The 24,991-nt window shown below is 63.4% G+C and carries 24 protein-coding genes; 7 read left to right on the top strand and 17 right to left on the bottom strand.

What is annotated here, in order from left to right:
* The first annotated feature begins 91 nt into the window (after positions 1–91).
* Positions 92–3,877, top strand: a complete 3,786-nt coding sequence (locus tag ABWK72_RS12725; protein WP_367875174.1) for a lamin tail domain-containing protein — start codon at positions 92–94, stop codon at positions 3,875–3,877.
* A 300-nt stretch (positions 3,878–4,177) separates the two neighbouring features.
* Here ABWK72_RS12725 and ABWK72_RS12730 read toward each other — a convergent pair whose 3' ends face one another.
* The 3 genes from ABWK72_RS12730 to ABWK72_RS12740 all read right to left on the bottom strand — a co-directional run bounded on the left by ABWK72_RS12730 (position 4,178) and on the right by ABWK72_RS12740 (position 7,422).
* Positions 4,178–5,473 carry an aminopeptidase P family protein gene (locus ABWK72_RS12730; RefSeq protein WP_367875175.1) on the bottom strand — a complete coding sequence of 432 codons (1,296 nt, stop codon included), beginning with the start codon at positions 5,471–5,473 and terminating at the stop codon, positions 4,178–4,180.
* 290 nt (positions 5,474–5,763) lie between these two features.
* The gene (locus ABWK72_RS12735) at positions 5,764–6,618 is read right to left on the bottom strand and encodes an NAD(+)/NADH kinase (RefSeq protein WP_367875176.1); all 855 of its coding nucleotides are present in this window, start codon (positions 6,616–6,618) and stop codon (positions 5,764–5,766) included.
* Between the two features lie 75 nt (positions 6,619–6,693).
* Positions 6,694–7,422 carry a TlyA family RNA methyltransferase gene (locus tag ABWK72_RS12740; RefSeq protein ID WP_367875177.1) on the bottom strand — a complete coding sequence of 243 codons (729 nt, stop codon included), beginning with the start codon at positions 7,420–7,422 and terminating at the stop codon, positions 6,694–6,696.
* 129 nt (positions 7,423–7,551) lie between these two features.
* Here ABWK72_RS12740 and ABWK72_RS12745 point away from each other — a divergent pair, with 129 nt between their 5' ends.
* Positions 7,552–8,616 carry a 3-deoxy-7-phosphoheptulonate synthase gene (locus ABWK72_RS12745; RefSeq protein WP_367875178.1) on the top strand — a complete coding sequence of 355 codons (1,065 nt, stop codon included), beginning with the start codon at positions 7,552–7,554 and terminating at the stop codon, positions 8,614–8,616.
* Between the two features lie 175 nt (positions 8,617–8,791).
* On the opposite strand, the gene ABWK72_RS12750 is transcribed toward ABWK72_RS12745, so the two are convergent.
* On the bottom strand, positions 8,792–9,391 hold the full coding sequence (locus ABWK72_RS12750) for an OmpH family outer membrane protein (protein WP_367875179.1): 600 nt from the start codon (positions 9,389–9,391) through the stop codon (positions 8,792–8,794).
* A gap of 157 nt (positions 9,392–9,548) precedes the next feature.
* Here ABWK72_RS12750 and ABWK72_RS12755 point away from each other — a divergent pair, with 157 nt between their 5' ends.
* The gene (locus ABWK72_RS12755; RefSeq protein WP_367875180.1) at positions 9,549–10,814 is read left to right on the top strand and encodes a hypothetical protein; all 1,266 of its coding nucleotides are present in this window, start codon (positions 9,549–9,551) and stop codon (positions 10,812–10,814) included.
* Between the two features lie 3 nt (positions 10,815–10,817).
* On the opposite strand, the gene ABWK72_RS12760 is transcribed toward ABWK72_RS12755, so the two are convergent.
* Both ABWK72_RS12760 and ABWK72_RS12765 read right to left on the bottom strand, forming a co-directional pair.
* Positions 10,818–11,639 (bottom strand): CHAD domain-containing protein, encoded by an 822-nt coding sequence (locus tag ABWK72_RS12760; RefSeq protein ID WP_367875181.1) that lies wholly within the window; start codon positions 11,637–11,639, stop codon positions 10,818–10,820.
* Between the two features lie 66 nt (positions 11,640–11,705).
* The gene (locus tag ABWK72_RS12765) at positions 11,706–12,287 is read right to left on the bottom strand and encodes a hypothetical protein (protein ID WP_367875182.1); all 582 of its coding nucleotides are present in this window, start codon (positions 12,285–12,287) and stop codon (positions 11,706–11,708) included.
* A gap of 130 nt (positions 12,288–12,417) precedes the next feature.
* On the opposite strand from ABWK72_RS12765, the gene nagA reads away from it, so the two are divergent.
* Entirely contained in the window at positions 12,418–13,554 is a 1,137-nt protein-coding gene (gene nagA, locus ABWK72_RS12770) for an N-acetylglucosamine-6-phosphate deacetylase (protein WP_367875183.1), read from the top strand.
* A 7-nt stretch (positions 13,555–13,561) separates the two neighbouring features.
* Here nagA and ABWK72_RS12775 read toward each other — a convergent pair whose 3' ends face one another.
* The 6 genes from ABWK72_RS12775 to ABWK72_RS12800 all read right to left on the bottom strand — a co-directional run bounded on the left by ABWK72_RS12775 (position 13,562) and on the right by ABWK72_RS12800 (position 16,822).
* On the bottom strand, positions 13,562–13,972 hold the full coding sequence (locus tag ABWK72_RS12775) for a hypothetical protein (RefSeq protein ID WP_367875184.1): 411 nt from the start codon (positions 13,970–13,972) through the stop codon (positions 13,562–13,564).
* Entirely contained in the window at positions 13,950–14,171 is a 222-nt protein-coding gene (locus tag ABWK72_RS12780; RefSeq protein ID WP_367875185.1) for a hypothetical protein, read from the bottom strand. Before ABWK72_RS12780 ends, ABWK72_RS12775 begins: the two co-directional genes overlap by 23 nt.
* A 146-nt stretch (positions 14,172–14,317) precedes the next feature.
* The gene (locus ABWK72_RS12785) at positions 14,318–14,602 is read right to left on the bottom strand and encodes a DUF2917 domain-containing protein (RefSeq protein WP_367875186.1); all 285 of its coding nucleotides are present in this window, start codon (positions 14,600–14,602) and stop codon (positions 14,318–14,320) included.
* 92 nt (positions 14,603–14,694) lie between these two features.
* On the bottom strand, positions 14,695–16,029 hold the full coding sequence (locus tag ABWK72_RS12790; protein ID WP_367875187.1) for a dicarboxylate/amino acid:cation symporter: 1,335 nt from the start codon (positions 16,027–16,029) through the stop codon (positions 14,695–14,697).
* Positions 16,030–16,115: 86 nt separating this feature from the next.
* Positions 16,116–16,568, bottom strand: coding sequence for a type II toxin-antitoxin system VapC family toxin (locus ABWK72_RS12795; protein ID WP_367875188.1), 453 nt, complete (start codon positions 16,566–16,568; stop codon positions 16,116–16,118).
* The gene (locus ABWK72_RS12800; RefSeq protein ID WP_367875189.1) at positions 16,565–16,822 is read right to left on the bottom strand and encodes a type II toxin-antitoxin system Phd/YefM family antitoxin; all 258 of its coding nucleotides are present in this window, start codon (positions 16,820–16,822) and stop codon (positions 16,565–16,567) included. The genes ABWK72_RS12795 and ABWK72_RS12800 overlap by 4 nt, the downstream gene beginning before the upstream one ends.
* 78 nt (positions 16,823–16,900) lie before the next feature.
* On the opposite strand from ABWK72_RS12800, the gene dusB reads away from it, so the two are divergent.
* Positions 16,901–17,908 carry a tRNA dihydrouridine synthase DusB gene (gene dusB, locus ABWK72_RS12805; RefSeq protein ID WP_367875190.1) on the top strand — a complete coding sequence of 336 codons (1,008 nt, stop codon included), beginning with the start codon at positions 16,901–16,903 and terminating at the stop codon, positions 17,906–17,908.
* 52 nt (positions 17,909–17,960) lie between these two features.
* A complete protein-coding gene (locus ABWK72_RS12810) occupies positions 17,961–18,464 on the top strand; it encodes a hypothetical protein (RefSeq protein ID WP_367875191.1) in 504 nt (167 codons plus the stop codon).
* On the opposite strand, the gene queC is transcribed toward ABWK72_RS12810, so the two are convergent.
* Both queC and queF read right to left on the bottom strand, forming a co-directional pair.
* Complete coding sequence (queC, locus tag ABWK72_RS12815) at positions 18,465–19,145, bottom strand: 7-cyano-7-deazaguanine synthase QueC (RefSeq protein ID WP_367875192.1); 681 nt, start codon at positions 19,143–19,145, stop codon at positions 18,465–18,467.
* Positions 19,142–19,546 carry a preQ(1) synthase gene (gene queF / locus ABWK72_RS12820; RefSeq protein ID WP_367875193.1) on the bottom strand — a complete coding sequence of 135 codons (405 nt, stop codon included), beginning with the start codon at positions 19,544–19,546 and terminating at the stop codon, positions 19,142–19,144. The genes queC and queF overlap by 4 nt, the downstream gene beginning before the upstream one ends.
* Before the next feature lie 147 nt (positions 19,547–19,693).
* Here queF and ABWK72_RS12825 point away from each other — a divergent pair, with 147 nt between their 5' ends.
* Complete coding sequence (locus tag ABWK72_RS12825) at positions 19,694–20,848, top strand: DUF6607 family protein (RefSeq protein WP_367875194.1); 1,155 nt, start codon at positions 19,694–19,696, stop codon at positions 20,846–20,848.
* Between the two features lie 14 nt (positions 20,849–20,862).
* Here ABWK72_RS12825 and ABWK72_RS12830 read toward each other — a convergent pair whose 3' ends face one another.
* From ABWK72_RS12830 to phnA, 3 genes are read right to left on the bottom strand one after another with little or no spacing between them, the layout of a single operon-like run.
* Positions 20,863–22,200: an MFS transporter gene (locus ABWK72_RS12830; protein WP_367875195.1), complete on the bottom strand. Its 1,338-nt coding sequence runs from the start codon at positions 22,198–22,200 to the stop codon at positions 20,863–20,865.
* A gap of 15 nt (positions 22,201–22,215) precedes the next feature.
* Positions 22,216–23,649, bottom strand: a complete 1,434-nt coding sequence (locus ABWK72_RS12835) for an aldehyde dehydrogenase family protein (protein ID WP_367875196.1) — start codon at positions 23,647–23,649, stop codon at positions 22,216–22,218.
* A 19-nt stretch (positions 23,650–23,668) separates the two neighbouring features.
* Positions 23,669–24,904, bottom strand: a complete 1,236-nt coding sequence (phnA, locus tag ABWK72_RS12840) for a phosphonoacetate hydrolase (RefSeq protein ID WP_367875197.1) — start codon at positions 24,902–24,904, stop codon at positions 23,669–23,671.
* Positions 24,905–24,991 lie beyond the last annotated feature (87 nt).

Raw genomic sequence — 24,991 nt, forward strand, 5'->3', positions numbered from 1 at the left:
AAGATCCGCAGAATTCCCGTGATATTATGCGTACCCCTGCGCCGTCCTATTCGATTGTCCTGCTCCCCCGGCCTCGATAAAACCCTATCGAATGCGTTCCTTCCGCTTGGTTCTCGCGACCCTGTGTGTGGCCGGCACGGTCGCCAGCCCGGCTGCGCAGACGAATCTTGCGGCGGGCAAGCCGGTCTTCGCGACGGGGGCGACCTACCCCGGCTATCCGGCTTCGAATTTGACCGACGGGACGGCGGAAACCTTTGCCCACCCGAACCTGCCTTCCAACACCCTCGGCTTCTACTTCCAGATCGACCTGCAGGCGACACAGGAGCTGGAGCGCATCGTCCTGACCGGGCGTGGCGATGGCTGCTGCATCCAGCGCTTGACCCGCTATCAGGTCGAGGTCCGCGCCGATAACAACGGCCAGCCGGGCGCGGTGAATTGGACCGGCATCCTGCGCTCCGACGGCAGCTTTCCGGCGGTGGGCGGCAGCGACACGATCGAGGCGGCGGATGGCAGCGGCAGCTTCGCCGGGCGCTTCCTGCGGATCGTCAATGTCAGCGACGATCTCTACAATCCGCAGATCGCGGAGGTGATGGTCTTCGGGGTTCCCGGACCCGAGATCCCCTACTTCGGGGCCAGTGCGGGGAACATCAGCGCGAGTGGCAATCCCGGGCTGCCGACGCAGACCACGCTGTCCTGGGAAACGGATCAAGCGACCGCGCTCTCGATTTCACCTACGGTAGGCATCGTACCCGGACCCGCAGGCAGTCTCGTCGTGCAACCCGCGACCACGACGACCTACACGCTGACCGCCGCGCGCGGTGCGGCCTTGGTGCAGAGCACGGTGACCATCGGCGTCGATGCACCGTTCATTCCGCCGGTCATCAGCGAGATGGTAGCCTCGAATGACGGCCTGCTGGAAGACGAGGATGGCGAGGATTCCGATTGGGTCGAGATCCGCAACCCGAATAGCTATTCACTCAATCTCAAAGGCGCCCATCTCACCGACAAGTCCACCCAGCCGGAGAAGTGGGCCTTCCCCGATGCGATGCTCCCGCCCGGCGGTTATCTCGTCGTCTTCGCGTCCAGCAAGGACCGGGTCGTGCGAGGCAGGGCACTGCACACGAATTTCTCGCTATCGGAGGAAGGCGAATACCTCGGACTGCATGCGCCGGGCGGCGCACCGGTGTGGTCGGCCTTCTCGCCTGGCTACCCGGCACAGAAGGAAGGCCTGAGCTACGGCATTCCCGGCAGCGGAACCCTCGGCTTCTTCAGCCCGGCCACGCCCGGCGCTGCCAATGCGGCGGCCGCCAAGGCGGGCTTCGTGGTCGAGCCGGTCTTCAGCAAGCGCCGCGGCTTCTACACGGGTGCCCAGAGCGTGGCCATCACCTGTGCCACTCCCGGCGCGACGATCCGCTACACGACCAATGGCAGCCTGCCGACCGACAGCAACGGCACGACCTACAGCGCGCCGCTCAACTTCTCTAACACGACGATCCTGCGCGCCACCGCCTTCGCACCGAACTTCGTGCCCTCCCGCACCGAGACGGCGACCTACATCTTCCCCGCCGGCGTGATCGCCAGCGGCGTGATGCGCACCTCGATCACGCAGGACCCGACCTACGGGCCGCAGATGAATGCGGCTCTGCTCGACCTGCCAAGCATGTCGCTGGTGGCACCCGGGCCGCTCGATGGCGACATCGAGACCGCGGCCTCGATCGAATTCCTCGACCCCGCGGTGACCACCAATGGCGGTGCTGCGGACGTCGAGGTGCCGCATGCGAATGCCGGCGTGAAATACTTCGGCGGCGAATACACGAACTTCGACAAGAAGAACTTCCGCCTCGCCTTCCGCGGCATCTATGGCGATGGCAAGCTCAACGGCAATCTCTTCCCGGACCGCAAGGACGGCTGGCTGCCCGCGGACTCCTTCGACTCGATCGAGCTGCGCTCCGGCTCCCACGACATGTGGATGCGCGGCTTCTACCTCTCCAATCCCTTCACGGATGACGTCGTGGCCGAGATGGGCAGCATGCAGCCGCACGGGCGCATGGTGCACCTTTACCTGAATGGCGTTTACCACGGCGTCTATCATCTGCGCGAGCGCTGGGGCGCGGCAATGGCATCGAGCTATCTCGGCGGCGACAAGCAGGATTACGAATCGATCAACGGCAACCAGAACGTCGGCGGCTGGGCCGATCCCGGCAGCGTCTACGATGGCGACGGCACGGCGTGGGAGCGGGTGAAGGCGATGCGCGGCGACTACCCGGCGATCGCCAAGCATGTCGATGTGGACAACTACCTCGACTACATGATCATGTGGATGTTCGGGAATGCCGAGAACGAGTACCGCGTCACCGGCCCGAGCAGGGAGGACGGCGGCAGCGGCCTCAAGTTCATGCTCAATGACGCCGACGGCTGGCTCTCCGTGAACGAGAGCAACCAGATATCGGCGTGGGACGGCAACCAGAACAACACCGCGCGGGCCGGCTCGGTTCCCGGCCGTGACAATGGTGATGGTCCGGCCAGCCTTCTTTCCGCATGGCTGCAGAGCGGTGGAAGCGAATTCAAGATCCGCTTCGCCGACCGGATCCAACGCCACCTCGGTCCCGGCGGCACCTTGAGCCCGGAGCGCAATGCGGCACGCCTGACGACGATGGCCGCCGGCTTCGTGCGACCTCATCTCGCGGAGTCCGCACGCTGGAACTTCCGCACGCCGGACAATTGGAACGGAGCGCGCGATGTCTGCCTGAATGGATGGCTTCCGGGGCGCACGCAGACGGTGCTGACGCAGTTTCGCAATGCGGGATTCTTCCCGGCAATCTCGGCGCCGTCACCCACGTCGTCCCTGGCATCGGTGTCGGTGAGCGGTAGCGGGACGATTCTCTTCACGAAGGATGGCAGCGACCCGCGGCTTGCAGGCGGACTTCAGAACCCGCTCGCTCTAACAGTCGCCAGCGGCGGCAGCATCGCCCTCGACCGGCCGACCCGTCTCAAGCTGCGGGCGAAGTCGGCGGGCGGCGAATGGTCGGCTCTCGCGGAGACCTTTTTCGTTCCGCAGGGGCAGAGTGCATTGCCAGCGGGCTCGGTGGTGGTGAGCGAGCTGAACTACCAGCCCGCGGGCGAGGGTAATGGCGAGTTCCTCGAGCTGACGAATATCTCCACGCAGGCGGTCAATCTCCGCGGTGCGGAGTTCACCTCGGGCATCGGGTTCGCGTTCTCCTCATGGAGAGACACCGTGCTGGAGCCCGGCAAGCGGCTGGTGATTGTGGATAGCGACTACTCTTTCCGCGATCGCTACGGCTGGGACGAAGCGATCGTGGGGATCTATCGGGGCAGCCTGAACAACGATGGCGAGCAGGTCACCCTGGCAAATTCCGCAGGCACGGCGGTGCTTGATTTCGACTACTATCTCGCGGTCTCGGAGGAAGCAAGCGGCGGGGGCAAGAGCTTGCTTCTCTTGCCGCCCTATGCCGGCGCGGACCTCTCCGCCGGATCGTCATGGGCGACCGGTCCAGTGGATGGCGGGCAGCCGAATGAGTTCGACCTGCAGACCTATGCGGGCGGCAATCCGGATGGCGATGACGATGGAGACGGGACCAGCAACTTCGTCCACTACGCCTTGGCGGGAACGGGTGAGTTGCGCTTGCCGGAGATCGCTGTCACCGCCGAGGGGCCGCATCTGACGGTTTATGCCAATGCGCTTGCTGCGGATGCGGAGGTCGTGATCCAGGCGTCGAGCGGTCTTGTGGGTTGGGAGACGCTGAGCGGCGCGACGCTCGTGAGCCAAGAAGTGAGCGCCGGAATTCGCAAGACGGAGTGGTTGTTGCCGCCGGGGTATTCGGCGCGGTTTGTGCGATTGAAGGTGACGGCGAGGTGATGCTTCACGGACGGCTCTTCCCCTGGGAGCGCGGAGCCACCGGCCCGCAGTATGGTCCCCGGAAGCCCGCCACCATGCCTGCCCCCCGGGACCGCGGAGCCTCCGGCCTGCAGAATGGTCCCTCGATGAGTCAGCGAGGAAAGGCCGACAGCATGGCGACCTCGCTCTCCGTCACCAGCGCGCGATGAATATCACCGCTCCGGTTGCTTCTGCGGGGCAGAGCCTCCGCGGTCCCGGGGGCAGGCATGTGGCGGAACACTGATGTGGGTAACGGGCAGAGCGGGCTGCGGCAGTCCACGATCACCGCCCCGCGTTCATCAGCTCTTCAATCTCCTCCGCTTCGATCGGAATATCGGCCATCAAATCGATGTTCGACTTCTTGCCGATCAGCACGTCGTTCTCGATGCGGATCCCGAGACCTTCCTCGCGAATGTAAATCCCGGGCTCGATGGTGAAGACCATGCCCTCGGCGAAGGGCTCGTGCGGCGGGGCGACGTCGTGCACGTCCAGGCCCATGTGGTGCGAAGTACCATGCATGAAGTACTTCTTCACCAGCGGCTTGTCCGGCCCCTGTTCCTTCGCCTCCTTGGCCCCGATCAGGCCGAGATTCACCAGCTCCGCCTCCATCAGTTCGATGACCTGCTTCTGGTAATCCAGCGGCGTGTTACCGGGACGCAGGATCTCGTTCGCGCCGCGGAAGACGCGGAGCACGGAGTTGTAGACATCACGCTGGCGCTCGGTGAAGCGGCCATTGACCGGGATCGTGCGGGTCAAGTCGGAGGCCCAGCCGGCGTATTCCGCGGCCACGTCGAGCAAGAGCATGTCGCCGTCCTGGCAAACCTTGTCGTTCTCCACGTAATGCAGCACGCAGGCATTCTTGCCGCTGCCAATGATCGGGCCGTAGGCGAAGCCGCGCGAACCGCGGCGCACGAACTCGTGCAGCAACTCGGCCTCGACTTCCCACTCGCCGACCCCCGGCTTCACGAAGCCTAACAGGCGGCGGAAGCCAGCCTCGGTGATCTTGCAAGCCTTCTGGATGATATCGACCTCCACCGGGTCCTTGGTGATGCGCAGGCAGTGCATCAGGGGAGCGAGCCGCTCGTAGCGGTGCAGCGGATAGCGCGCCTGGCACTTCTTGATGAAGCGGTCGTTCGCGGTCTCCACCACCGTGGTGGCGCGGAGGTGCTCGTTGGTGGCGAGATAGATCTGATCGGCCTGCGGGGCCAGGCGGTGGATCCAGGATTCGAAGGAGTGGCTCCATTCAATGCGCTCGATACCGGTGGCCGCCTTCGCTTGATCCTTGTCCAACTTGTCGCCCTCCCAGATCGCGATGTGCTCGCTGGTCTCCTTCACGAACAGGAACTCCCGCTCCTTGGGATCCTTCGCGTCCGGCATCAGCACCAGCACGGTGTCTTCCTGATCGACGCCGGTGAGGTAGAAGAGATCGGCGTTCTGCTTGAAGGCCATCGATCCGTCCGCATTGGTCGGGTAGATGTCGTTCGCCAGGACGATGACGATGCTGTTCGGCTTGAGGAGAGAACGGAGCTTGTCCCGGTTGCGGACGAAGAGCTGCGGGTCAATCGGATCGTAACGCATGGGCAGCACTCCAGCGGATGCCCCGGCGGGCCGCAACGCGTTTTCCACAAGCCGTTGATTTCTTGGCGAAAGCTGCGGAATCGGCGGGTAGGGCGGTCAGGTCCGGTGGGGTCGGGAAGACGAAGGACCGTGATGGATAGGATGGATGGGTTTTGGAGAAAGGCAGGAACGAACCGCAGATGGACGGGATGAACGCAGATGAGAAGGCAGGGATGGAAAATGGAGTGATCCGGCTTAGATCCGGCTGTTCATCTGCGTTCATCCCGTTCATCTGCGGTTGATTGATTGGCTCAACCGCCGCGCCAATTCAGCTTCTGGCGCAGGGCCGCATAGAAGGAATGCCCCGGCAGGCGCAGGAGATTGAGGACATGCGCCGCCTTGCGCACCTGGATGCGGTCGCCATGGTCGATCGTCACGACCTCGCGGCCATCGACGGTGAAGAGCATCGGGGCCTCGTCGGCGTTCTCCGGCGACAGTTCGACCAAATTGTCATCCCAGATCACCAGCGAGCGCTGGCTCAGGGTGTGCGGGCAGATCGGCGTGATCACGAAGACTCCCGAGGCCGGGCTGATCAGAGGCCCGCCCGCGGAGAGCGAATAAGCCGTGGAGCCGGTGGGCGTGGCGACGATCAGGCCGTCCGCCCGGTAGTGATTCAGCAATTCGCCATCGACGTAGGCGGAAAGGGAGACGAGGCGGCCGGTCTGGCCGCGGGCGAGGACGATCTCGTTGAGCGCATGGAAATCGCGCTTGGAGCCGTCCGCGGAGATGATGGTCGCCGTGAGCAGGGTACGGCGGCTGGTCTTGTATTCACCGGAAATGAGCGCCTCGACGAAGACATCGATCTCGCCATCGGTGCAAGTGGTCAGGAAGCCGAGGGTGCCGATGTTGATGCCGGCGATGGCCTTGTCGGTGGCCCCGAGCTTGGCCACGGCATTGAGCATGGTGCCATCGCCCCCGAGAACGGCGATCACATCGCAGGTGGCGGCGAGCATGGGGCCGTCGAGACCATCGGCAAGGCCGCAGAAGGCCGAGGCTTCCTTGTCCAGGTAGTAGGACAGGCCCCTTGCGGACAGGGCATTCGACAGGCGATCGATGGTCGCCCGTGCGCCCGGTTTGTCCGTGTTGGCGATGATGCCGACCTTCATGGTCCCGCCTTCTAACGGGGGAATGGCCGGAGAGCAAGGGGGCGCGAGATCATTGTGAATGTGCTGACCACCTTTTCACCCCAACCAAGCCAAGAACTCCCGGTTCCCGTCCGTACCGGTGATCGGGGAGTCGATCAGGCCCTTCCACTCGCGGGACAGCTCTTCCGTGACGAACTTACGGATCTTCTCCACCGCGCGGTCGTGCAGGGCGGGGTCGCGGACGATGCCGCCCTTTCCGATATCCTCCCGCTCCAACTCGAACTGCGGCTTGATCAGGCAGACGATCGAGCCGCCCTCTTCCAGCACCGAGAAGGCGGCGGGCAGGATCTTGGTCAGGGAGATGAACGAGAGATCCATCACGATGAAGCGGACCCTCTCGCCGATGTCCTTGATGCTTAGGCCGCGGGCATTGAATTGCTCCTTCACCACCACCCGCGGGTCGATCCGCAGCTTGTAGGCAAGCTGGTTCGTCCCGACATCGATGGCGTGGACCTTCACCGCGCCGTGCTGGAGCAGGCAATCGGTGAAGCCGCCGGTCGAGGCCCCGATGTCGAGGCACGTCCAGTCCTCGGGGGAGATGCCGAAAGTCGCCAGCGCGCCCTCCATCTTCAGCCCGCCGCGCCCGACGTATCGCGGCTTCTCCTTGATTTCCAAGGGGGCATCCTCGGCCACCTTGGTGCTCGGCTTGTCCAGCGTGCGGTCACCGCTGCGGACTTCCCCCGCCAGCACCAGGCGCTTGGCCTGTTCCCGGGAATCACAGAGGCCGCGGGCGACCAGCAGGGCATCGACGCGCTCCTTCTTCATGCCTCAAGAGAGACCAGAGGCCAGGAACTAGAAACCAGAAAATCACGCCCTCTTCCAGAAGTCGCTGATCTCTTGATTCTTGCATCTGGTCTCTTGCCTCTTCGGGATTTCTCCCCTTTCCTCCCGCGCGTGACCCGCCACCGCACCGACGACCTCCGCATCGCAGGCCTCAATCCCCTGATCTCGCCGGCGATCCTGAACTACTTCCTGCCGGTGAGCGAGGAAGCCTCGGAGCTGGTGGCCGCGGCCCGTGCGCAGTGCGACGCGATCTTGAGGGGCGAGGACGACCGCCTGCTGGTGATCGTCGGTCCCTGCTCGATCCACGATCCCGCAGCCGCCCTCGAATACGGCGAGCGCCTGAAGGCCGAGGCGGAGCGCCTGAAGGAAGACATTTTCGTGGTGATGCGGGTCTACTTCGAAAAGCCGCGCACGACGGTCGGCTGGAAGGGCCTGGTCAACGACCCGCGGCTCGACGACTCCTTCGACATCAATCACGGCCTGCGGGTCGCCCGCGAACTCCTGCTGGACCTGGCGAACATGGGCGTGCCGGCCGGGACGGAGTTCCTCGACACGATCTCCCCGCAATACATCGCCGACCTGATCGCCTGGGGCGCGATCGGCGCCCGCACCACCGAGAGCCAAGTCCACCGCGAGCTGGCCTCCGGCCTCTCGATGCCGGTGGGCTTCAAGAACGGCACCGGCGGCTCGATCCAGATCGCGCTGGACGCGATCCAGTCCTCCTCGCGCCCGCACCATTTTCTGTCGGTCACGAAGCAGGGCGTGTCCGCCATCGTTTCGACCACCGGCAACGACTCCTGCCACATCATCCTGCGCGGCGGGAAGTCGGGCACGAACTACGAGAAGCCGCAGATCGACGAGGTTGAGGCCATGCTGCGCGAGCAAAAGCTGCCGCCGCACGTGATGATCGATTGCTCGCACGGCAACTCGCTCAAGGACTTCCGCAACCAGCCGCTGGTCGCCAACGCGCTGAGCAACCAGATCGAGGACGGCTCGCGCACGATCGTCGCCGCCATGGTCGAGTCGAACCTGGTGGAAGGGGCGCAGAAGCTGGTCCCGGACCTCGCCAAGCTGACCCGCGGCCAATCGGTCACGGACGCCTGCATCGGCTGGGACGACACCGTGCAGGTGCTGGACCGCTTCGCTGCGGCAGTGCGGAAGCGGCGCGCTTCCTGAACCTCAACAAGTCCCGCAGTGGATTCCGGTGATTCCGGTTTGTCCTGAATGGGTTTCCGGAATCTCCGGACTGCCCGGGGAGTTTTTCCGGTCCTTCCGGTAGGTATCTATACCGGAAGGACCGGAAAAACCGGAGCTCCGCGAAAGCGATGGCTCCGCGGATCGAAGAGGGTAATTACTTTCCCTCAGGCGGGGCCGGGGCCGCAGCGCCATCGTTAATGGTCTTCAGGAGAACCTCCGTGATGTCGGTGGCGTCCTTGGTGTAGAGAAGGATGGGCACCTGGGAGGTGCTGGTGCCGGTCTTGTCGAGGACGTAGTCGTAGCCCTCCTCCTCGGCGTACTTCTGCACCTTGCCGCGGATTTCTTCGAGGATCTCCTTCATCTGGAGGAGCATCTGCTCCTTCACCGCGCGGTCCTTGCGCTTGAGGAATTCCTCGAGCTCGGCGCGGAGATTCTGGAATTCCTGGGTCTTGAGCTGGTTGGAGCCCTGCAGCTCCCGGCGCTTGGCATCGGCCAGGGAGGGATCCTCAACCTGCTTCTTCAGCTCGCCGATGGTTTTCTCCAGTTCCTGAAGCTTGGTGATGCGTTCCTTCTGGTCCTCCTTCACGCGCTCGACATCCTTCTGGATCGCGTCGCGGCTTTCCTTGGTCTTGTGGTAGGTCTGGAAGAGCGCCTGCATATCCACGGTGGCCACCTTCAAGCGGCCTTCCTGGGCACGGGCGATTCCGCCGCAGGAAACGGCAAGGGCGAGCAAGGGGACGAGCAGTCGTTTCATGGGTTCCGTGCAGACGATGCCGATGGGTAGCACCGGCGGGCCGGATGGGAAACCCTTTTCGCAGGGCGTTTCCTCCCTCCGCGCCGGGGTAAATTCTCCGTAAAGCGGGCAAGCGCGCCTTGATTGGTCCGGCCGTGCCCGGCAATGGTGACCTGTTATGAAAGCCATCACCGCATTTCTACTCCTGGCGGGACCGGTCTCCGCCTACGAACTTCACGAATGGGGCACATTCACCACCGTATCCGGATCGGACGGCGTCCTGCTGACCGGCCTGGAGCGGGAGGAGGCCCCGCTGCCGCATTTCGCCCATTCCCACCTAGGCCTGGAGAACGGGAACATGTCGCGGGAAAACGGCTTCGGGAAGGGCATGAGCCGCCCGGTCTCCGGGGTGACCGTCAAGATGGAGACCCCCGTGATCTACTTCCACTCGGACAGGGCCTTCGACGCCACGGTCAAGGTCGGCTTCGAGGGCGGGACCATCAGCCAATGGTATCCCCAGCGCAGCGGCGGCGAGGTCCTGCCGGTGCCGCCGGAAACCGGGGAAGAACTCACGCCCGCCCAGAGGATGGAGAGAATGCGGATCGATTTCGCGAAGGGCTGGAAGGGATCGATCGAATGGCAGGCGCGGGTGCTCTCCCCCGCCGAGTCCAAGGAAGCGATCCTCTTCAAGCCCGGCGAACTCCAGCACTGGACCCAGCCGCGGGTGCCCGAAGCGAACGTCGTGCAGACGGCCAACGGCGAGAAGGAGGGCTTCCTCTTCTACCGCGGCATCGGAAACTTTGATCCCGGCCTGAAAATCACCGTGGGCAGCGACGACACGCTCAAGCTCTCGAACCAGACCGGCGGCGTGATTCCCTTCATCTTCGTCTATGAGAAGCAGCTCGGCTCCTACACCCGCTGGAAGACGCTGAAGACGGGGGTGGAGGCCGGAAAAGCTGCCGAGGTCAAAGTGGGCGATTTCACCGTGCGCAATAGCGATCCGAACGTTCTGGACGCAGCGGAACTCTTCGGCCACGGCGAATTCAACGAGGCGGTCTACCGGGACATGGTCGCGGGGCTGAAAGGCACCGGCCTGCTGGAAAGCGAGGCCAGGGCGATGGTCGAAACCTGGTGGACGAGCTACTTCGGGGCCAACGGCCTGCGGGTCTTCTGGGTCGTGCCGGAGGCCAAGACTGCCGCCATCCTACCGCTGGAAGTCTCCCCTGCCCCGGACAAGCAGGTGCGGGTGATCGTCGGTCGCAGTGAGGTCCTGCGCCCCGCCAAGGAGCAGGGATACCTGGCCCTGTCCAAGGGGACCGCCGAGCATGAAGTCCTGAATTGGCAACACTTGGTGAACACGGACCGCTTCGGCATGGCCTACAAGAAGCGCGTGGAAGCGCTGGCCGCGGCGGCGGATCCGAAGACAACGGCGGCGGTGAAGTGAGGCCTAGTCTTTTTCCGCAAGGACCGGCAGCAGGTCCTTGCGGATCAGGGAGATCGAGCGGCGGCGGATCTTTTCCTGGCGCTTTCTTAGGATCTTCCACGCCGACTTCGCGGTGGCCTGGGTGAAGCCATGGGTGGTGAGCCAGGTGGCCAGGACTTCGAGGTCGTTCTCATCGCCAAGGCTGCCCGCCAGCTTCTCGGTTTCCTCCTTGCCCGGAAGCGACAGGGATGGCGCGACGAGGGACATGCCGCCGAGCCACGCCTTGGCAGCCTTGCGGCATTCGTGGAAATCCTCGTTCTGAACCCGCTCAAGAGCACGCTTCAGGCGCTTCTTGAGCCGCCGCTTGAGCTGCCCGGCACCCTTGGCGGCGCGGCTGGCCAGCTCCTCATCGGTGCAGGCTTGGAGGCGTCCTTTGACTTGGTCGACAGCGGCGAGCGACCAGTCGATCACCCCTTGGGGCGGGCGGCGAATGGCGGCATCCGCCTCCAAGTCGAGCATTCCGGTGATGGCGGCTTCGGCCGAGCCGGGGGCGGTCGATTCAGCCCCGAGGCCCTTCCAAGTCTTCGTCCGCATGTGGGTGTCCCGCGCGCCGCCGAGCATACGGCCGATCACGGAGATCCAGCGCAGGCAGGGCTTGGCCTCGCCGATGACGGCCAGGCCGCCGCGGAGGCGCTTGCCGAGCTTGCGCACCTGGTGGACCTCATCCGCGATCCGGCCATGGGAATCCGTGAGGCCCTTGAGACGGTGTTCCATTTCCTCGCAGGCGGCGATCAGGGCCGTGCGGGTGCCCTCGAAAGGGCTGGCGGGGTCGGGACTTTCGGACATGGGCCGAAGACCCTACCGGCGGGATTTCCCGTGTCAGTTATTCTCTGGTGACACTTTTACACCCGCTCAGAAGGAAACGCTGCCGAACCAGCGGGCGACGTCGGCGGTCGCGGTATCCCCGTGCTCTGCGACGAGGCGGTAGTGGCCTCTCCGCCCGTCCGACGCCTTGAGTGTGAAGCCTTCCGTGCTGAAGTAGGCACCGTCCGCGCCCCCCGAGGCGGATTCCTGGAACCAGCGGACTTCCTCACCGAGGATGGTGACCTTCCGCCACTCCTGCTCCTTCTCGTAGCCGGTCAGGGTGTCCTGGACCATGTGCTCGCCGCCGAATTTGGGCGGCTTCGAGAGGCGGGGCAGCGGCGCGGCCATGCCGTGGATCATGAGACGGGTGAAGGACTTCTTGGGATCGGAGTAGGTCAGCAGGTAGCCACCTTGGCCGTCGCGCTTGATCTTGGGGGCACCCCAGACCTGCTCAAGGCCCTTGGCGCGCAGGACGGGCACCGTCACGCCGAGCAAGTCGGAGCTATCCTGGAGCGTTTCGAAGCGGCTGCCGGTCGCCTTTTCCCAAGCGCCGGTGCCACCACTGCCGCAGGCGGCGAGAGCGAAAACGAAGGAGCCGAGGCCGAGCGGTTTCAGGAGCTTGCGAAGCATGCCCCACGCATACCCGGCCCTGCGCCGCTGCCAAGTGCGGCTGCGCGTTTCCGCAAAAATCCCGGCTGGCCAAATCCGCGGGCGGGGCGCTAGAAAACGGCCCGCCCCCGCTCTTCGTTCCCGCTCTAACATGCGCAAGCTCATCACCAATGTCCGGCTGGTCTCGCCCGACCTCGATCTACCGCAGGCCGCCGTCCTGATCGAAGACGGCCGGATCGCCTCGCTGATCGAAGGCAACAACCTGCCGATCTCGGCGGAACGGATCGATGGCAGCGGCCAGATCCTGATGCCGGGTTTCATCGACATCCACAGCCACGGCGCGGACGGCTGCGACGTGTGCGACGACTCGCTGGAGGCCTTGGCACACATCGGCCGCCGCAAGCTGGAGGAGGGCGTGACGACCTGGCTGCCGACGACCCTGACGCAGCCGAAGGAGCGCCTGAAATCGATCGCGGCAAAGATTGCCAAGTTCCGCGAGCAGGATCTGTTCACCCGCTGCCCGGGGATGCACGTTGAGGGACCCTTCATCAACAAGGAGCGGGCCGGAGCGCAGAACCCGCAATTCGTGCGGCTGCCGGATTACGCGGAGGTCGAGGATTTGCACGCGATCATGCCGGCGGCGATTGTCTCGCTGGCACCGGAGATGCCGGGGGCGCTGGAGTTGATCGAGGGTTGCCGGGCGCTGGGGATCGCCTGCTCGGCAGCGCACACCTCGGCCACCGCGGCCCAGATTTTCGCAGCCTGCGATGTCGGGCTGACCCACCTGACCCACTACGGGAATGCGATGACACCGCTGCACCACCGCGAGATCGGGGTGGTGGGAGCGGGGATGATGGACGAGCGCCTGATGATCGAATTGATCACCGACGGGATTCATCTTTCCCCGGACATGCTGCGGCTGGTCTTCACAACCATCCCGATCGACCGGCTGATGATGATCACGGACTCGATGGCGGCATCCTGGATGGGCAATGGCGAGACGACGCTGGGCGGCCTGGCGGTGACGGTGCGGGACGGGGTGGCACGCTTGAAAGAGGGCGGCGCGCTGGCGGGCTCGGCACTGAAGGCGAACGAGGGACTGAAGAATCTGGTCGAGATTACCCGGCTACCGCTGTCGGAACTGGTGAAGGTGACCGGCTGGAATCAGGCACGCTCGCTGGGTCTGAAGGACGTGGGCAAGATCGCGCGGGGATTCCATGCGGACCTCGTGCTGCTGAACGGGGATTTCAGCGTGGAGAGGACCTTTGTGGGCGGGGTGGAGAGGTAAGTCCCGCTCAAGGAAGTTCTTCCAAGTCTTGGAGGTCCTTATGCCTGCCGCTGGCTGCTTTATTGGCCTTCAAATCCGAGAGAGAAATGAAGGGCACCTCCATGCCCTGCCATTTTACAATGGATTGCCGGGGGTAACAGTCGCCGAAAAAAACGCCCGGAATGGTTGTGAAGAGTTCGATTACCACGGGTTTAAAACCCATCCTGAGAATCTGATTTGCCTTCTCAAAATAAGCCGGGTCGATATCGGGGTTCGGAAATCCGAAATCCTTCAATGCCAGGATGATCCGTTCGCCATTTTCAACGCTAGGCTGGACCCACAAATCCAAGTCGAGCGTCAATCGAGGATGACCATAATGAATTACCGCCATCCCTCCCACGACGAGGAACCGCACCTCATGCTTGAGAAACAACTTCAAGAACTCTTTGAAGTCGGGAGGTAGCTGCGGCTTTGCCATACACGATATAACGAATTTGTGCTGCTGCCTCAAACCGCTCTTCAGAAGTCGCGGCGTGCCAATGCGCACGAGTCTGAGCTTCCGCCTCTTCAAAGCTATGCGCCGTCTGGATGGTCCAATCCTTCCTTTTCGCGGCACGCTCTTTCGCGGTCTCGGCCATGAAAAAGAGCGTAACCGATGAAGAGGTCCTTGCAAGCTTCCGGATCGACCGTCCACGCATCCCGAATCCCATGTAACTTGTCGGAACTAGGGATGGTTTTCGGCGGCGCTGGCAGGCGGCATAGGCAGGCTGGCATCCCGGACGCATCAATCTGGCCGAAGGCCGACCACCGAATCCTCCAGCGCCTCGATCAGCACGCGGATACTACGGTCCGTGGCGTAGATCGCGCCTTCCTGTAGGATCACATCACGGCCCTCACCGGCGACGGTGATCCACAGCGTTCCCTTCACGCACTGCAGCTTCCCGCCGAGGCGTAGGGAACGGTGTTCCAGGCCACGCTTTTCCAAGCGTATCACGGAGACGGCCGTGCCGGCACAAGGCCGGCCGATGATCCATTTCCAGAGGCCCGCAATAGGGATGAGCGCGTTCACGGTGGAACGATGCCCCGCATCGCCCTCAGCCGGTAGCCACAGGCGGCGTGATTTCCGACCTGTACAGAGCTGGATGGCACCCTGGCTTCCGCTCACTCTTGAATCGCCAGCTTCTCGCCCTCGCTGCGCGCCACCAACACCGCCACGCAGGTATCCCCGAAGACGTTCACGGCGGTGCGGCTCATGTCGAGGAAGCGGTCCACGGCCAGCAGCACGCCGACCGCGGCTTCCGCTCCGGGAACGCCGGAGTTTTTCAGGATGAGCAGGATCGCCACGAGACTCGCATGCGGCACGCCGGCGATGCCGACACTCGTGAGCAAGGCGGCCACCACCACGAAGAACATCTCGGCAAAGCCCATGTGCACCCCCATGACCTGGGCGACGAACATCACCGCGACGCATTCGTAGAGAGCGGTGCCATCGGTATTGATCGAGGTGCCGATCGGCAGGGTGAAGGAGGTGACCCGTTGCGAGACGCCGACGTTGTCGCGGACGCACTCCATCGTCAGCGGCAGCGTCGCCGAGGAGGACGAGGTGGAGAATGCCATGATCAACGCCTCCTTCACGGCACGGAAATGGCGGAGCGGATTGACCCGCGCGATGAAGGCGAGGATCAACGGCATCGTGATCATGGAGTGGATCGCCAGCGCCAAAATGACGGTGATGATGTATTTCCCGAGATTCGCGAAGAGACCGAAGCCCGTCTGATAGACCACCGGCAGGATCAGCGCGTAAACGCCGATCGGCGCGAAGGCCATGATCCAGTGGACAATGACGCCGACCGCCTCCGACGCCGCGATGAAGAATCCCCGGAGTTGGACGCTCTGGTCCTGGGGCAGGCGCGTGACCGCCACCGCGAAGATCAGGCTGAAGACCAGCACGCCCAGTACCGATTCATTCGAAGAAGCCGCGGCGAAGATGTTTTCGGGCAGCATCGAGCGGAAGATCCCCGAGATGCTGGCCCAGATGCCCTTGCCTTCCGGCACATTCCCGGAGGCTGCCGCCACCTTCGCCATGTCGCCTTCGGTGACGCCGGTCTTGTGGGCGAAGGCATCGGCGATCTGCTGGTTCGGCAGGCCGTCGGGTCCGTAGCCGGGCTGGATGATCGTAACCAGGAAAAGACCAAGCAAGATCGCCAGCAAGCCGGTGGACATGTAGAAGCCCATCGTCTTGAGCCCCAGCCGGCCGAAGCCGTCGGCATCCTTCAGCCCCGCGATCCCGCCGACCACCGAGGTAACGATCAGCGGCACGATGATCATCTTCAGCGCGCGCAGGAAGAGGTCGCCGATCAGTTTGCAAAGCTCCAAAGCCCCCTTGATAAAAGCTGGTTGCTCACCCTCCGGGAAGATCCCGCGGAAGGCCGCGGCGGTCAGCGTGGCCAGAAGGAGCGCGGCGAGAATCTGCCAGTGGAGAGCGATGCGTTTCATGGAAGGCGGCGTGCGAGGTGATGCCCGGAGCACTCCCCATACCGTTAGAAGACGCCCTGGCAGCGGGGAGGGCAAGAATCAACGCCTCACAAGGGAACGGTCATCCCTTCCGCCTCGGCGAGCTTCCGCTGATTCCCATCAAAGGTGAGGAAAACCGGGGAGGCGAGATGAAGCGCCGTGGCAACGTGAAGAATATCCGCCAAGCGGTGACCGCCCTGCGCCGTGTGCTTGGCACTCAACTCTTCCGCAATCCGGTGCACATCCGGCCAATCTACCGCCACCACCTCTAGAGCTCCGCCGATAAGGTCCGATTGCAGGTCACGAAGCATCCTCTTTCCTTCGACGGCGGGATAACCTTTGTTCCGGTCTACACTGAAAAGCAGCGTCTGAAAACGGACCGATTGGCGGAACTCCAAAATCAGAAAGCCCGAAACCGGCAAGGGACCACCGAGCCCCTTCATAAAAGCATCCGCCCGGGCCGAGCTGAATTGGGTCCGATAGAAAGAGCAGAGAAACGAGGTGTCCGGGAAGCAGGTCATCCTTCCTGGCCTTCGAGTTCCGCCTCCTTCATGGCACGCACCTCTTCCTCGCTGAACATGCGATCACCCCAGATCGCTTTCCGCCGCGCCTCGAAGTCCGGCATGACGAATTCCTGCGTGCGGGTGAGCTTCATCGGCATCAGCATCGCGATCGGTTTGCCGCGCTTCTCGATCTGGATCTCTTCCCCCTCCCCCAGCCAAGTCTCGAGCTTGGCGAAGTCATTCCGCAAATCCCTTAGGGTCGCCCGTTTCATGTGGACAAAATATGTCCACATTGACCCCACGTCAATTCGGCGGATTTCTTGGCACTTGGAACTTCTTACTTGGAACTTATGCTCCGCCGCGTGCTCCCGTGGTTCCAAAATGGCGCGTTTCCCCTGTATCTGGCTCCCATGGCCGGGGTGACGGACGTGGTCTTCCGCCAGATCTGCAAGGAGTTGGGCGCGGATGTAATGGTCACCGAGTTCGTCTCGGCGGAGGGCATTATCCAGGCCGACGAGAGGACGCGGAAATACACGGAGTTCACCGATGAGCAGCGGCCGGTCGGCGTGCAGCTCTTCGGGGGCGACGGCGAGCGGATGGGTGAGGCCGCGAAAAAGATCATAGATTGGAAGCGCCCGGACTTCATCGACATCAATTTCGGCTGCCCCGTGAACAAGGTGGTCTCGAAGAACGGCGGCTCCTCCCTCCTGAAGGACTGCCCGGCCCTGGCCTCGGTCGCGGCGGGCGTGAAACGCGGCGTCGGCGGCGAAGTGCCGGTGACCGCCAAGATGCGGATCGGCTGGGATGATAAAACGATCAACGCGGTCGAAGTCTGCCGGATTCTGGAAGATTGCGGCATGGAAGCGATCGCCGTGCACGGTCGGACGCGCTCGCAGAGCTATTCCGGGGATGCCAATTGGGAGGTCATCGATGCCTGCGCGCGCGCGGTGAAAATTCCCGTGATCGGCAACGGCGATATCGCCAGCGGCGAGGACCTGGCCCGCCGCAAGCAGGAGACCGCGGTCTCCGGAGTGATGATCGGCCGGGCCGCGATGCAGAACCCGTGGATCTTTCGTGAGGCAAAACACTACCTGAAGACAGGGGAAACCCTTACAAGCGTCCCTCTGGAGGAGCGCTGGGAGTTGGTCCTGCGGCACTGCCGGCTGGCTGTGACAAGTGCGAGATATGGTGCGGAGCGGCATGCCATGATGGCGATGCGGGCCCGCCTGATGGCTTATTGCAAGGGCTTCCCGGGGGCGAAGGAGCTGCGCCAGCGGCTCGCGCGGGTGGAGTCGGTCGCCGAGGTCGAGGACATCGCTGCGGCATCGCTGGCGGCCCCCGAATCGGTACCCGCGTGAGTCATTACAATTTCGCATTTGCATGCAGGGAGACCCTGCTAGGGTCCGACCCATGGAAAGCCACGAAGTGCTGCGCCGAGCATTCTCCAAGACCAGCCCCAAGGCCGTCGCCGCAGACCTGGGAATCTCGCTCTCGCTTGTTTACAAGTGGGCGGAAAAGCAGAGTGACGATGGCAGCGGCAGCCGCAATCCGCTGGACCGGCTGCTCAAGATCGTCGAGCTGAGCGGCGATCTGGGGGTGATCGAATGGCTGTGCCAGCAGACCGGCGGCTACTTCGTGCGGAATCCGCAGAGCTACTGCGAGAAGGGCTACCAGGTGCTGCCCGCCACCAACGAAATCATCGGCCAGTTCTCCGCGCTTTTGCAGCAAATCTCGCTGGCCGCGCTCGACCACACGATCAACACCACGGAAGCCAAGGACATCCGCGAGTGCTGGGACAAGCTGAAGAGCTACGCGGAAGGCTTCGTGCGCTGCTGCGAGGAAGGCGACTACGACCAGATGATGCACATCCCGAAGCCCTCCGAAGGCCCGGCGCGCTACTCCGTGAAGAAGTGATCAGGGCGCCGGAGGAATCTCCGGAGTGGCAAGATAGACCGTGGGGTCAGGGATGCCGGCGAGGAGGAATGCTTCCCGCCTTTCCACGCATGTGCCGCAGGTGCCGCAGTGGATTTCGCCGCCCTTGTAGCAAGACCAAGTCTCCGCGAAGTCGATGCCCAGTTCGATCCCGCGGCGGGCGATGGCGGTTTTGTCGAGGGCGATGAAGGGGCGCATGAGCGCGATGCGGGCGTAGGTGCCCTCGGCCATCGCCGTGGCCATGCCCTGCATGAAGGGCTCGCGACAGTCGGGGTAGATCGCGTGATCGCCGGAGTGGGAAGCGATCGCCAGAGCCTCCGCCTCCACGCTTTCCGCGAAGCCGCAGGCCACGGCGAGCATGATGCCATTGCGGAAGGGCACCACGGTGCGCTTCATGTTTTCCTCCGCATAGTGGCCGTCGGGGATCTCGCCGCCGCTCTTCAGAAGATCGGAAGCGAAGCAGTCATTCATGAAGCCGAGATCGATCGTGCGGTGCGGCACGCCGGCACGCTCCGCGTGGAGCCTCGCGAATGGGATCTCGCGGAGATTGTGCTTCGAGCCGTAATCGAAGGACAACGCGGCCACCACTTCGTGATCCTGCCGGACATCGTGGAAGGCGGTCACGGAGTCCATGCCGCCGCTGAGGAGCACGACAGTTTTCATGCCTCGGGATAGCGGGCCTCGGCGGTGAGCTGGATGCCGCCGCGGGGCGAGAACTTGCCGTTCACCACGATCTCCAGCGGGCTCATCGCCGTCATCAGGTCGTCGAGCACGCGGTTGACGATTTCCTCGTTGAAGGCGGGGAGATTGCGGAAGGACGCGAGGTAGAATTTGAGGGACTTCGTTTCGACGCAGCGTTCGCCCGGGACGTAGCGGATCACCAGGTGCGCGGTATCCGGCTGGCCGGTGACCGGGCACAGGGAGGAAAATTCCGGGCAATCGAGGGTGATCCAGAAGCGGCGACCGGGCCGGCAATTGGGAAAAGTCTCCAGGGTCGCCTCTTCCGGGCTAGCCGGCAGGCGGTTTTCCGAGCGGCCGAGCAGGGTGAGATCGGATGGTTTCACGCGCGGAGGATGGCCGCGGCGGCGGGCCCTGTAAATGGCGGGATGCCGCTCCGGGCCATATCCCGTTGAAGAACGCCGGGCTTGTTGTAATGGAAGCCGGTAATCAACGTAGATCCCGTTTCCTCCTCGAACCCCACTGACACGATCATGAAATCGATCCGAAACCTAGCTCTGCTTGCGGCCCTTCTGGGATTCCAAGCGTATGCGGAGGAGGAACCCAAGAAGGAAGCGGAGCAAGCCCAGCCGCCCGCCGCTGCAGCAGCTCCAGCCCCTGCCCCGGCCGGTGGCCACGTCTTCGCGTGGCCCTTCATGGATTGGAAGGAGATGCAGCCGCGCGGGGGTAGCACCAAGGGCTCCGAGGTCACCCTGCGCACGGAGGCCAAGGACTCGTGGAAGCGCCTCCACCAGCCGGGCCTGGATAAATTCGAGCTGGATCGCCGCGCGATCCTGGCACTCGCGGGAAGCTATCGCGTGAGCTTCGATTTCACCGAGACCGCCGGGCTCGTGGAGAATTTCAAGCCGACCCGGCCCTACTTTTCCTGGGGCACCGAGAACGTGAGTGTCTTGGAAGACCGCGGCGGCTTCATCTCGCTCCAGCATTCGCTGGTCATGTATTTCAAGAACGAGAAGGGCGAGACCGATGGCCCGCACGTGATGAAGCACTGGCGGCAGGACTGGACCTACCAGGACCCGGAGTTGCAGGTCTATCAGGGTGACCTCACCTGGAAAAAAGTTCCAACCGAAAACCCCGCAGGCAAGTGGTCGCAGGCCGTCTTCCAGGTGGATGACTCGCCCCGCTACGAAAGCGCCGGAAAGTGGAGCCACGACGGCGGCATGTCGATGTGGCGCAGCGACGTCCGGCCGCGCCCTCTGCCGCGCCGCGAGTTCTCGATCCGCAAGGATTACAACGTCCAGGAGGGCACCGATGAAATCACCGTCACGCCGACCGGTTGGGTCCACGTGCAGAGCAATCGCAAACTCCAAGTGAACAAGGACGGCTCGCGCCAATACGTCGGCCAAGAGCTGGGCGTGGACCGCTACGAGGAGATCACCTCGCCCGATCTCGCGACCGCCTTCAATGCCTATTGGGCGAAGACCAACGGCTACTGGAAGGATGTCCGCGAGACATGGACTGCGGTCTTGAAGGAGCGCGATACGTTCTCGATGAAGGACACCTACGACGGGAAACAGCTCTTCATGATCCACTTCCAGCGGGCGGAGGAGATCGAGAAAGCGGAGAAGCCCGATCCGGAGGCGGATCTGAAGCACGCGCAGGAGACGATCCGGCAGTTCTTGAATTGATCACGCGGCGGCTTTCAAGCCCGCCCGACCGCGGGCTTGAAGGCCAGGGGCAGCACGATCACGCAGGAAACAATGCCCACGGCAATGAAGGAGCTGAAGACGGCATTCCAGCCGTAGCGCTCGGAGATTATCACGGGCACGATCCCGGACAAAATTTGCCCGAGCGAGCCGATGCCATTGACGATGCCGCAGGCTGACCCGGCATTGTCGGCGCCGCCAATGTCCTGCGGAGCTGTTCCGGAGATGATGGCATCCGCGATGTAGAGGAAGCAGCCGATCACTCCGATCAGGATGACATTTTCCCAAAGGACGGCATGGATGCTCTCCGGGGCCGCCATGCCATGGGAGATCCCGCGATAGACGAAGATCGCGGCGATCATTCCTAACAAGGCGATGAGGGCGAGGCGCGAACGATTCCTGGAGAAAAAGCGGTCCGCAACGAATCCCCCGCCGATCAGGCCCACCACGCCGCCCACCTCGAACGCATTCGAGGTCATGGCGGAGGAAAACTTGGGCAGGCCCACCACCTTCTCCAGGTAGAATGGCAGCCAGATGAACAAGGCGTAGCGTGTGTATTTGAGGCCACAGTAGGCGAAGCCCAGCAGCAGGATCGCAGGATTCGAAAGCATCTTGAGAAAGCCGCTCTGCGATCCGGCCTTCTCTGCCGCCTCCACCGGCGTGGTCCCGAACGAGTAGCCGCGGTCCTCCGGACGATTGATCAGGAAGATCCCCTGGATGATTCCGATCACGATCACCACCGCGCCCGCGGCGATGAACACTTCACGCCAGCCATAGCTCGCAAGCACCAGCCCGGCGAACGAGGTCGCCGCCATGCTGCCGATGATGTAGCAGGTGAGCCAGAAGCCCATCACCCGGCCGCGCCGCGCCTCGCTCACCCATGCGGTGACGACTTTGCAGGAGTTCGGCCAGCCGGTGGATTGGAAGAGGCCATTGAGCGTGTAGCCGATGGCCAGCACCGCGGTGATGGGAAAGAACCCGAAGGCCGCCGTGGCAATCCCGGACAGGCACATGCCGGTGACGATCGCAATCCGCGGCCCCTTCCTATCCCCCAGCGCTCCGCTGAAAAACTGGCCAAACATGTAGCAAACGGCGTAGGCGGAATTCACCGCCCCGATCATCTTGAGATCGAAGCCCTCGTCGGCCAGCGAGGCGGTCGCCACGCTCAGGTGCTTCCGCGAGAAATAGTAGAAGAAGTAGGCCAGGTAGCTGAGGACCACCATGCGCGCCTGCAGCGAGAGCGGGGGAAAACCGAGGGTGGAAGCAATCGGGAGGCCGGGGCGGCTTTCAGGAGCGGAGGAGGGATTCTCAGGAGTAGAGCCGGTCCGCATCATGAAGGGGTGGAAGAATTACCAAGGCAGCGACCAGGTTTTTTCGTGGGTGAAGAACTTGATCGCCTCGATCACGCCTTCCTTCACCCCCAGTCCTGAATCGCGGGTGCCGCCGAAGGGTGTCAATTCCAAGCGGTAGCCGGGAACCTCGTTAACATTCGTCGTGCCAGCCTTCAATTCCTTACAAGCTTTCAGGGCAAGCGACAGATCATTCGTGACGACACTGCCACTCAGGCCGAAGGGGCCGGAATTGTAGTACTGGATCGCGTCGTCGAGGTCGCGGATCGGGATGATCGGAGCCAGCGGACCGAAGCTCTCCAATGCCACCATCTCGGCCTCGCGCGGGACATCGGCGATGATCGTCGGCTCTAACAAGGCACCCCTCCGGCCCCCGCCATGCAGGACCTTGGCACCCATCGCGGTGGCGGCGTCCACCCGGCGCTGGAGTTCCGCCGCGGCGGGCGCGTGGATGACGGTGCCGACCACCGTGGCGGGATCCTCCGGGTCACCGCAGGGGTATTCCTCGCGAACAAGCTTCACGAAGCGTTCGGTGAATTCCGCGAGGATGCCCTCCTGCACGAGGATTCGCTTTACCGCGGTGCAGCGCTGGCCGGAGTTCCGGAAGGAGCCCTCGGCGGCGAGCTTCACGGCGAGATCAAGATCCGCGTCGTTCAGGATGATTAGCGGGGAATTGCCGCCGAGCTCAAGGCAGATGCGCTTGTAGCCGCAAGTGCGGGCGATGCTTTTCCCGATCTCGACGGAGCCGGTGAAGGTGACGATCTCCACCCTGTCGTCGGTGATCATCGGGGTAACGATGTCATCGATGCCGCCGACGAAGAGGCTAAGCATCGGCCCGGGCAGCCCTGCTTCGTAGAGGACCTCCGCGAACTTCAGCGCGGTGAGCGGAGTCCGGTCGGAGGGCTTCAGCAGCACGGGAGCGCCCGCCGCGATGGCAGGGGCCAGCTTGTGAACGACCTGATTGAGCGGATGGTTGAACGGCGTGATCGCGGCGACCAGGCGGACCGGATAGCGCGAGGTGAAGACCTTGCGCGGGCGGCCGTTCGGCGTGATGTCACAGGAGAAGATCCGGCCGTCATCGCGCAGGGACTCCATCGCGGCGAATTCCAGGACATCCGAACTACGCGTGGTCTCGTACTTGGCCTCGCGGATCGCGAGTCCGGTCTCGCGGGTGATGAGCGCGGCAAACTCATCGCGCCGTTCGGCCAAGAGGGCGGCGGCCTTGCGCAGGATCTCGTAGCGATCGCGGCGGGTCAGCGACTCATTCGGAAAGGCGAGCGCTTTCGAGATCGCCTGCTCGAGATGCTCCGGGCCGATCAGGGCCGCGGTGCCGGTGAGCGAATCATCCCAAGGATAGCGGACCTCCAGCGTGCGACCGCTGGTGACGGCTTCGCCGGCGATGAACGATGGAAGATGAAGGGGTGACCAGGACATTGCGGGCAATCTCTTGAGCTCAGAGGCTGGCATTGCAGGCGAAATCGAACACATCGAAATTTCGCGGATCGCCCTGGGCCTTGCGGACGTATTCAGGACCCAGCGGTTCCGAGAGAAGCAAGGGAACCATCTCCTCGTAGCGACCGCCGTGGGAGCGCAGGCCGCCCTTTAGGACGCTCAGATCGTGATGCTGCGGGGTCTTGCCAACGACGTAGTCGCGGCCGCAGAGCACGGTGAGATCGCCGATCCGATCGGGGGCGAGTTCCAGCTTCAGCGCGGACATCTCGCGATTGTAGACCTCGGTGATGCCATCCTGCCGGAGCAGGAAATCGCCGATCTCCGCGGCTTTCGAAGGATCGTCCAAGTGAACCATGACCAGCGAACCGAGCGCACCGTGATGGACGACATAGGGGTCCGTGATCGGGCAGATCACCCGGATCCCGGAACCGAAGGTCTCCGTGAGCAGGGTTTCCACGTAGATCACGTTCGGCGTGCCGTCGGGCTTGTTCTTGGCATTCATGCCGTGATCCGCGGTCGCGGCGACGATGCACCCGGCGGCCAGCAGGCGGCCGATCTGCTCATCGAGCTTGGCATGGAAATCAAGGCTCTCCGGGGCTTCGGGAGCATACTTGTGCTGCATGAAGTCGGTGAGCGAGAGGTAGAGGAAATCCGCCCTCCCCTGCTCGACCAGCGCGGCACCCGCCTCCAGCACATAGACCGAGGCATCGCCCGAGTAAATCTCGGGGCGGGGCTTGCCGATGATCGACTCGGCATCGTCCACGCCGTGCGTTTCCTTCTTCGCTTCGTTCACCTTCTCGGACGAGAAAACGATTCCGCCGCGCTCGACAATACCATCCCCCAACACGGTCCGGAGCTTCTCCTTCGCCGTGATGAAGGCGACCTTGCGACCCGCATCGGCAGCGGCTGTTAGAAGGGTCCCGCAGCGGCGGAACTCGGGCCCGTTCATCATCACTTCCTCGCCGGTCTCGGGATTGAGGAAGAAGTTCCCGCAGATGCCGGTGACCGCCGGCGGCATGCCGGTGACGATGGCGGAGTTGTTTACGTTGGTGAACGAAGGCAGCGCGCCGCGGACCATGCCCCGGTAGCCGCGCTTCACCATCGCTTCGGTGTGCGGCATCCTGCCGGCAGCGATCGAGACGGAGATGTATTCGTCAGCGCAGCCGTCGATGCAGATCACGGCAACGGGCCGCACGGGAAGCTGGTAAGTGCGGCCATTGGCCTCGAAGGTGCTCATGGGAATCGGGAAAAGTCAGGCGGCGCGATGCTGGCGACTAAAGTGACAAATTGCAAATAAAGTTTCCTTCGGGAAACAAGCGGTGCA

Origin of the sequence: Luteolibacter sp. Populi, from assembly GCF_040801775.1 — a bacterium.
GTDB lineage: Bacteria > Verrucomicrobiota > Verrucomicrobiia > Verrucomicrobiales > Akkermansiaceae > Haloferula.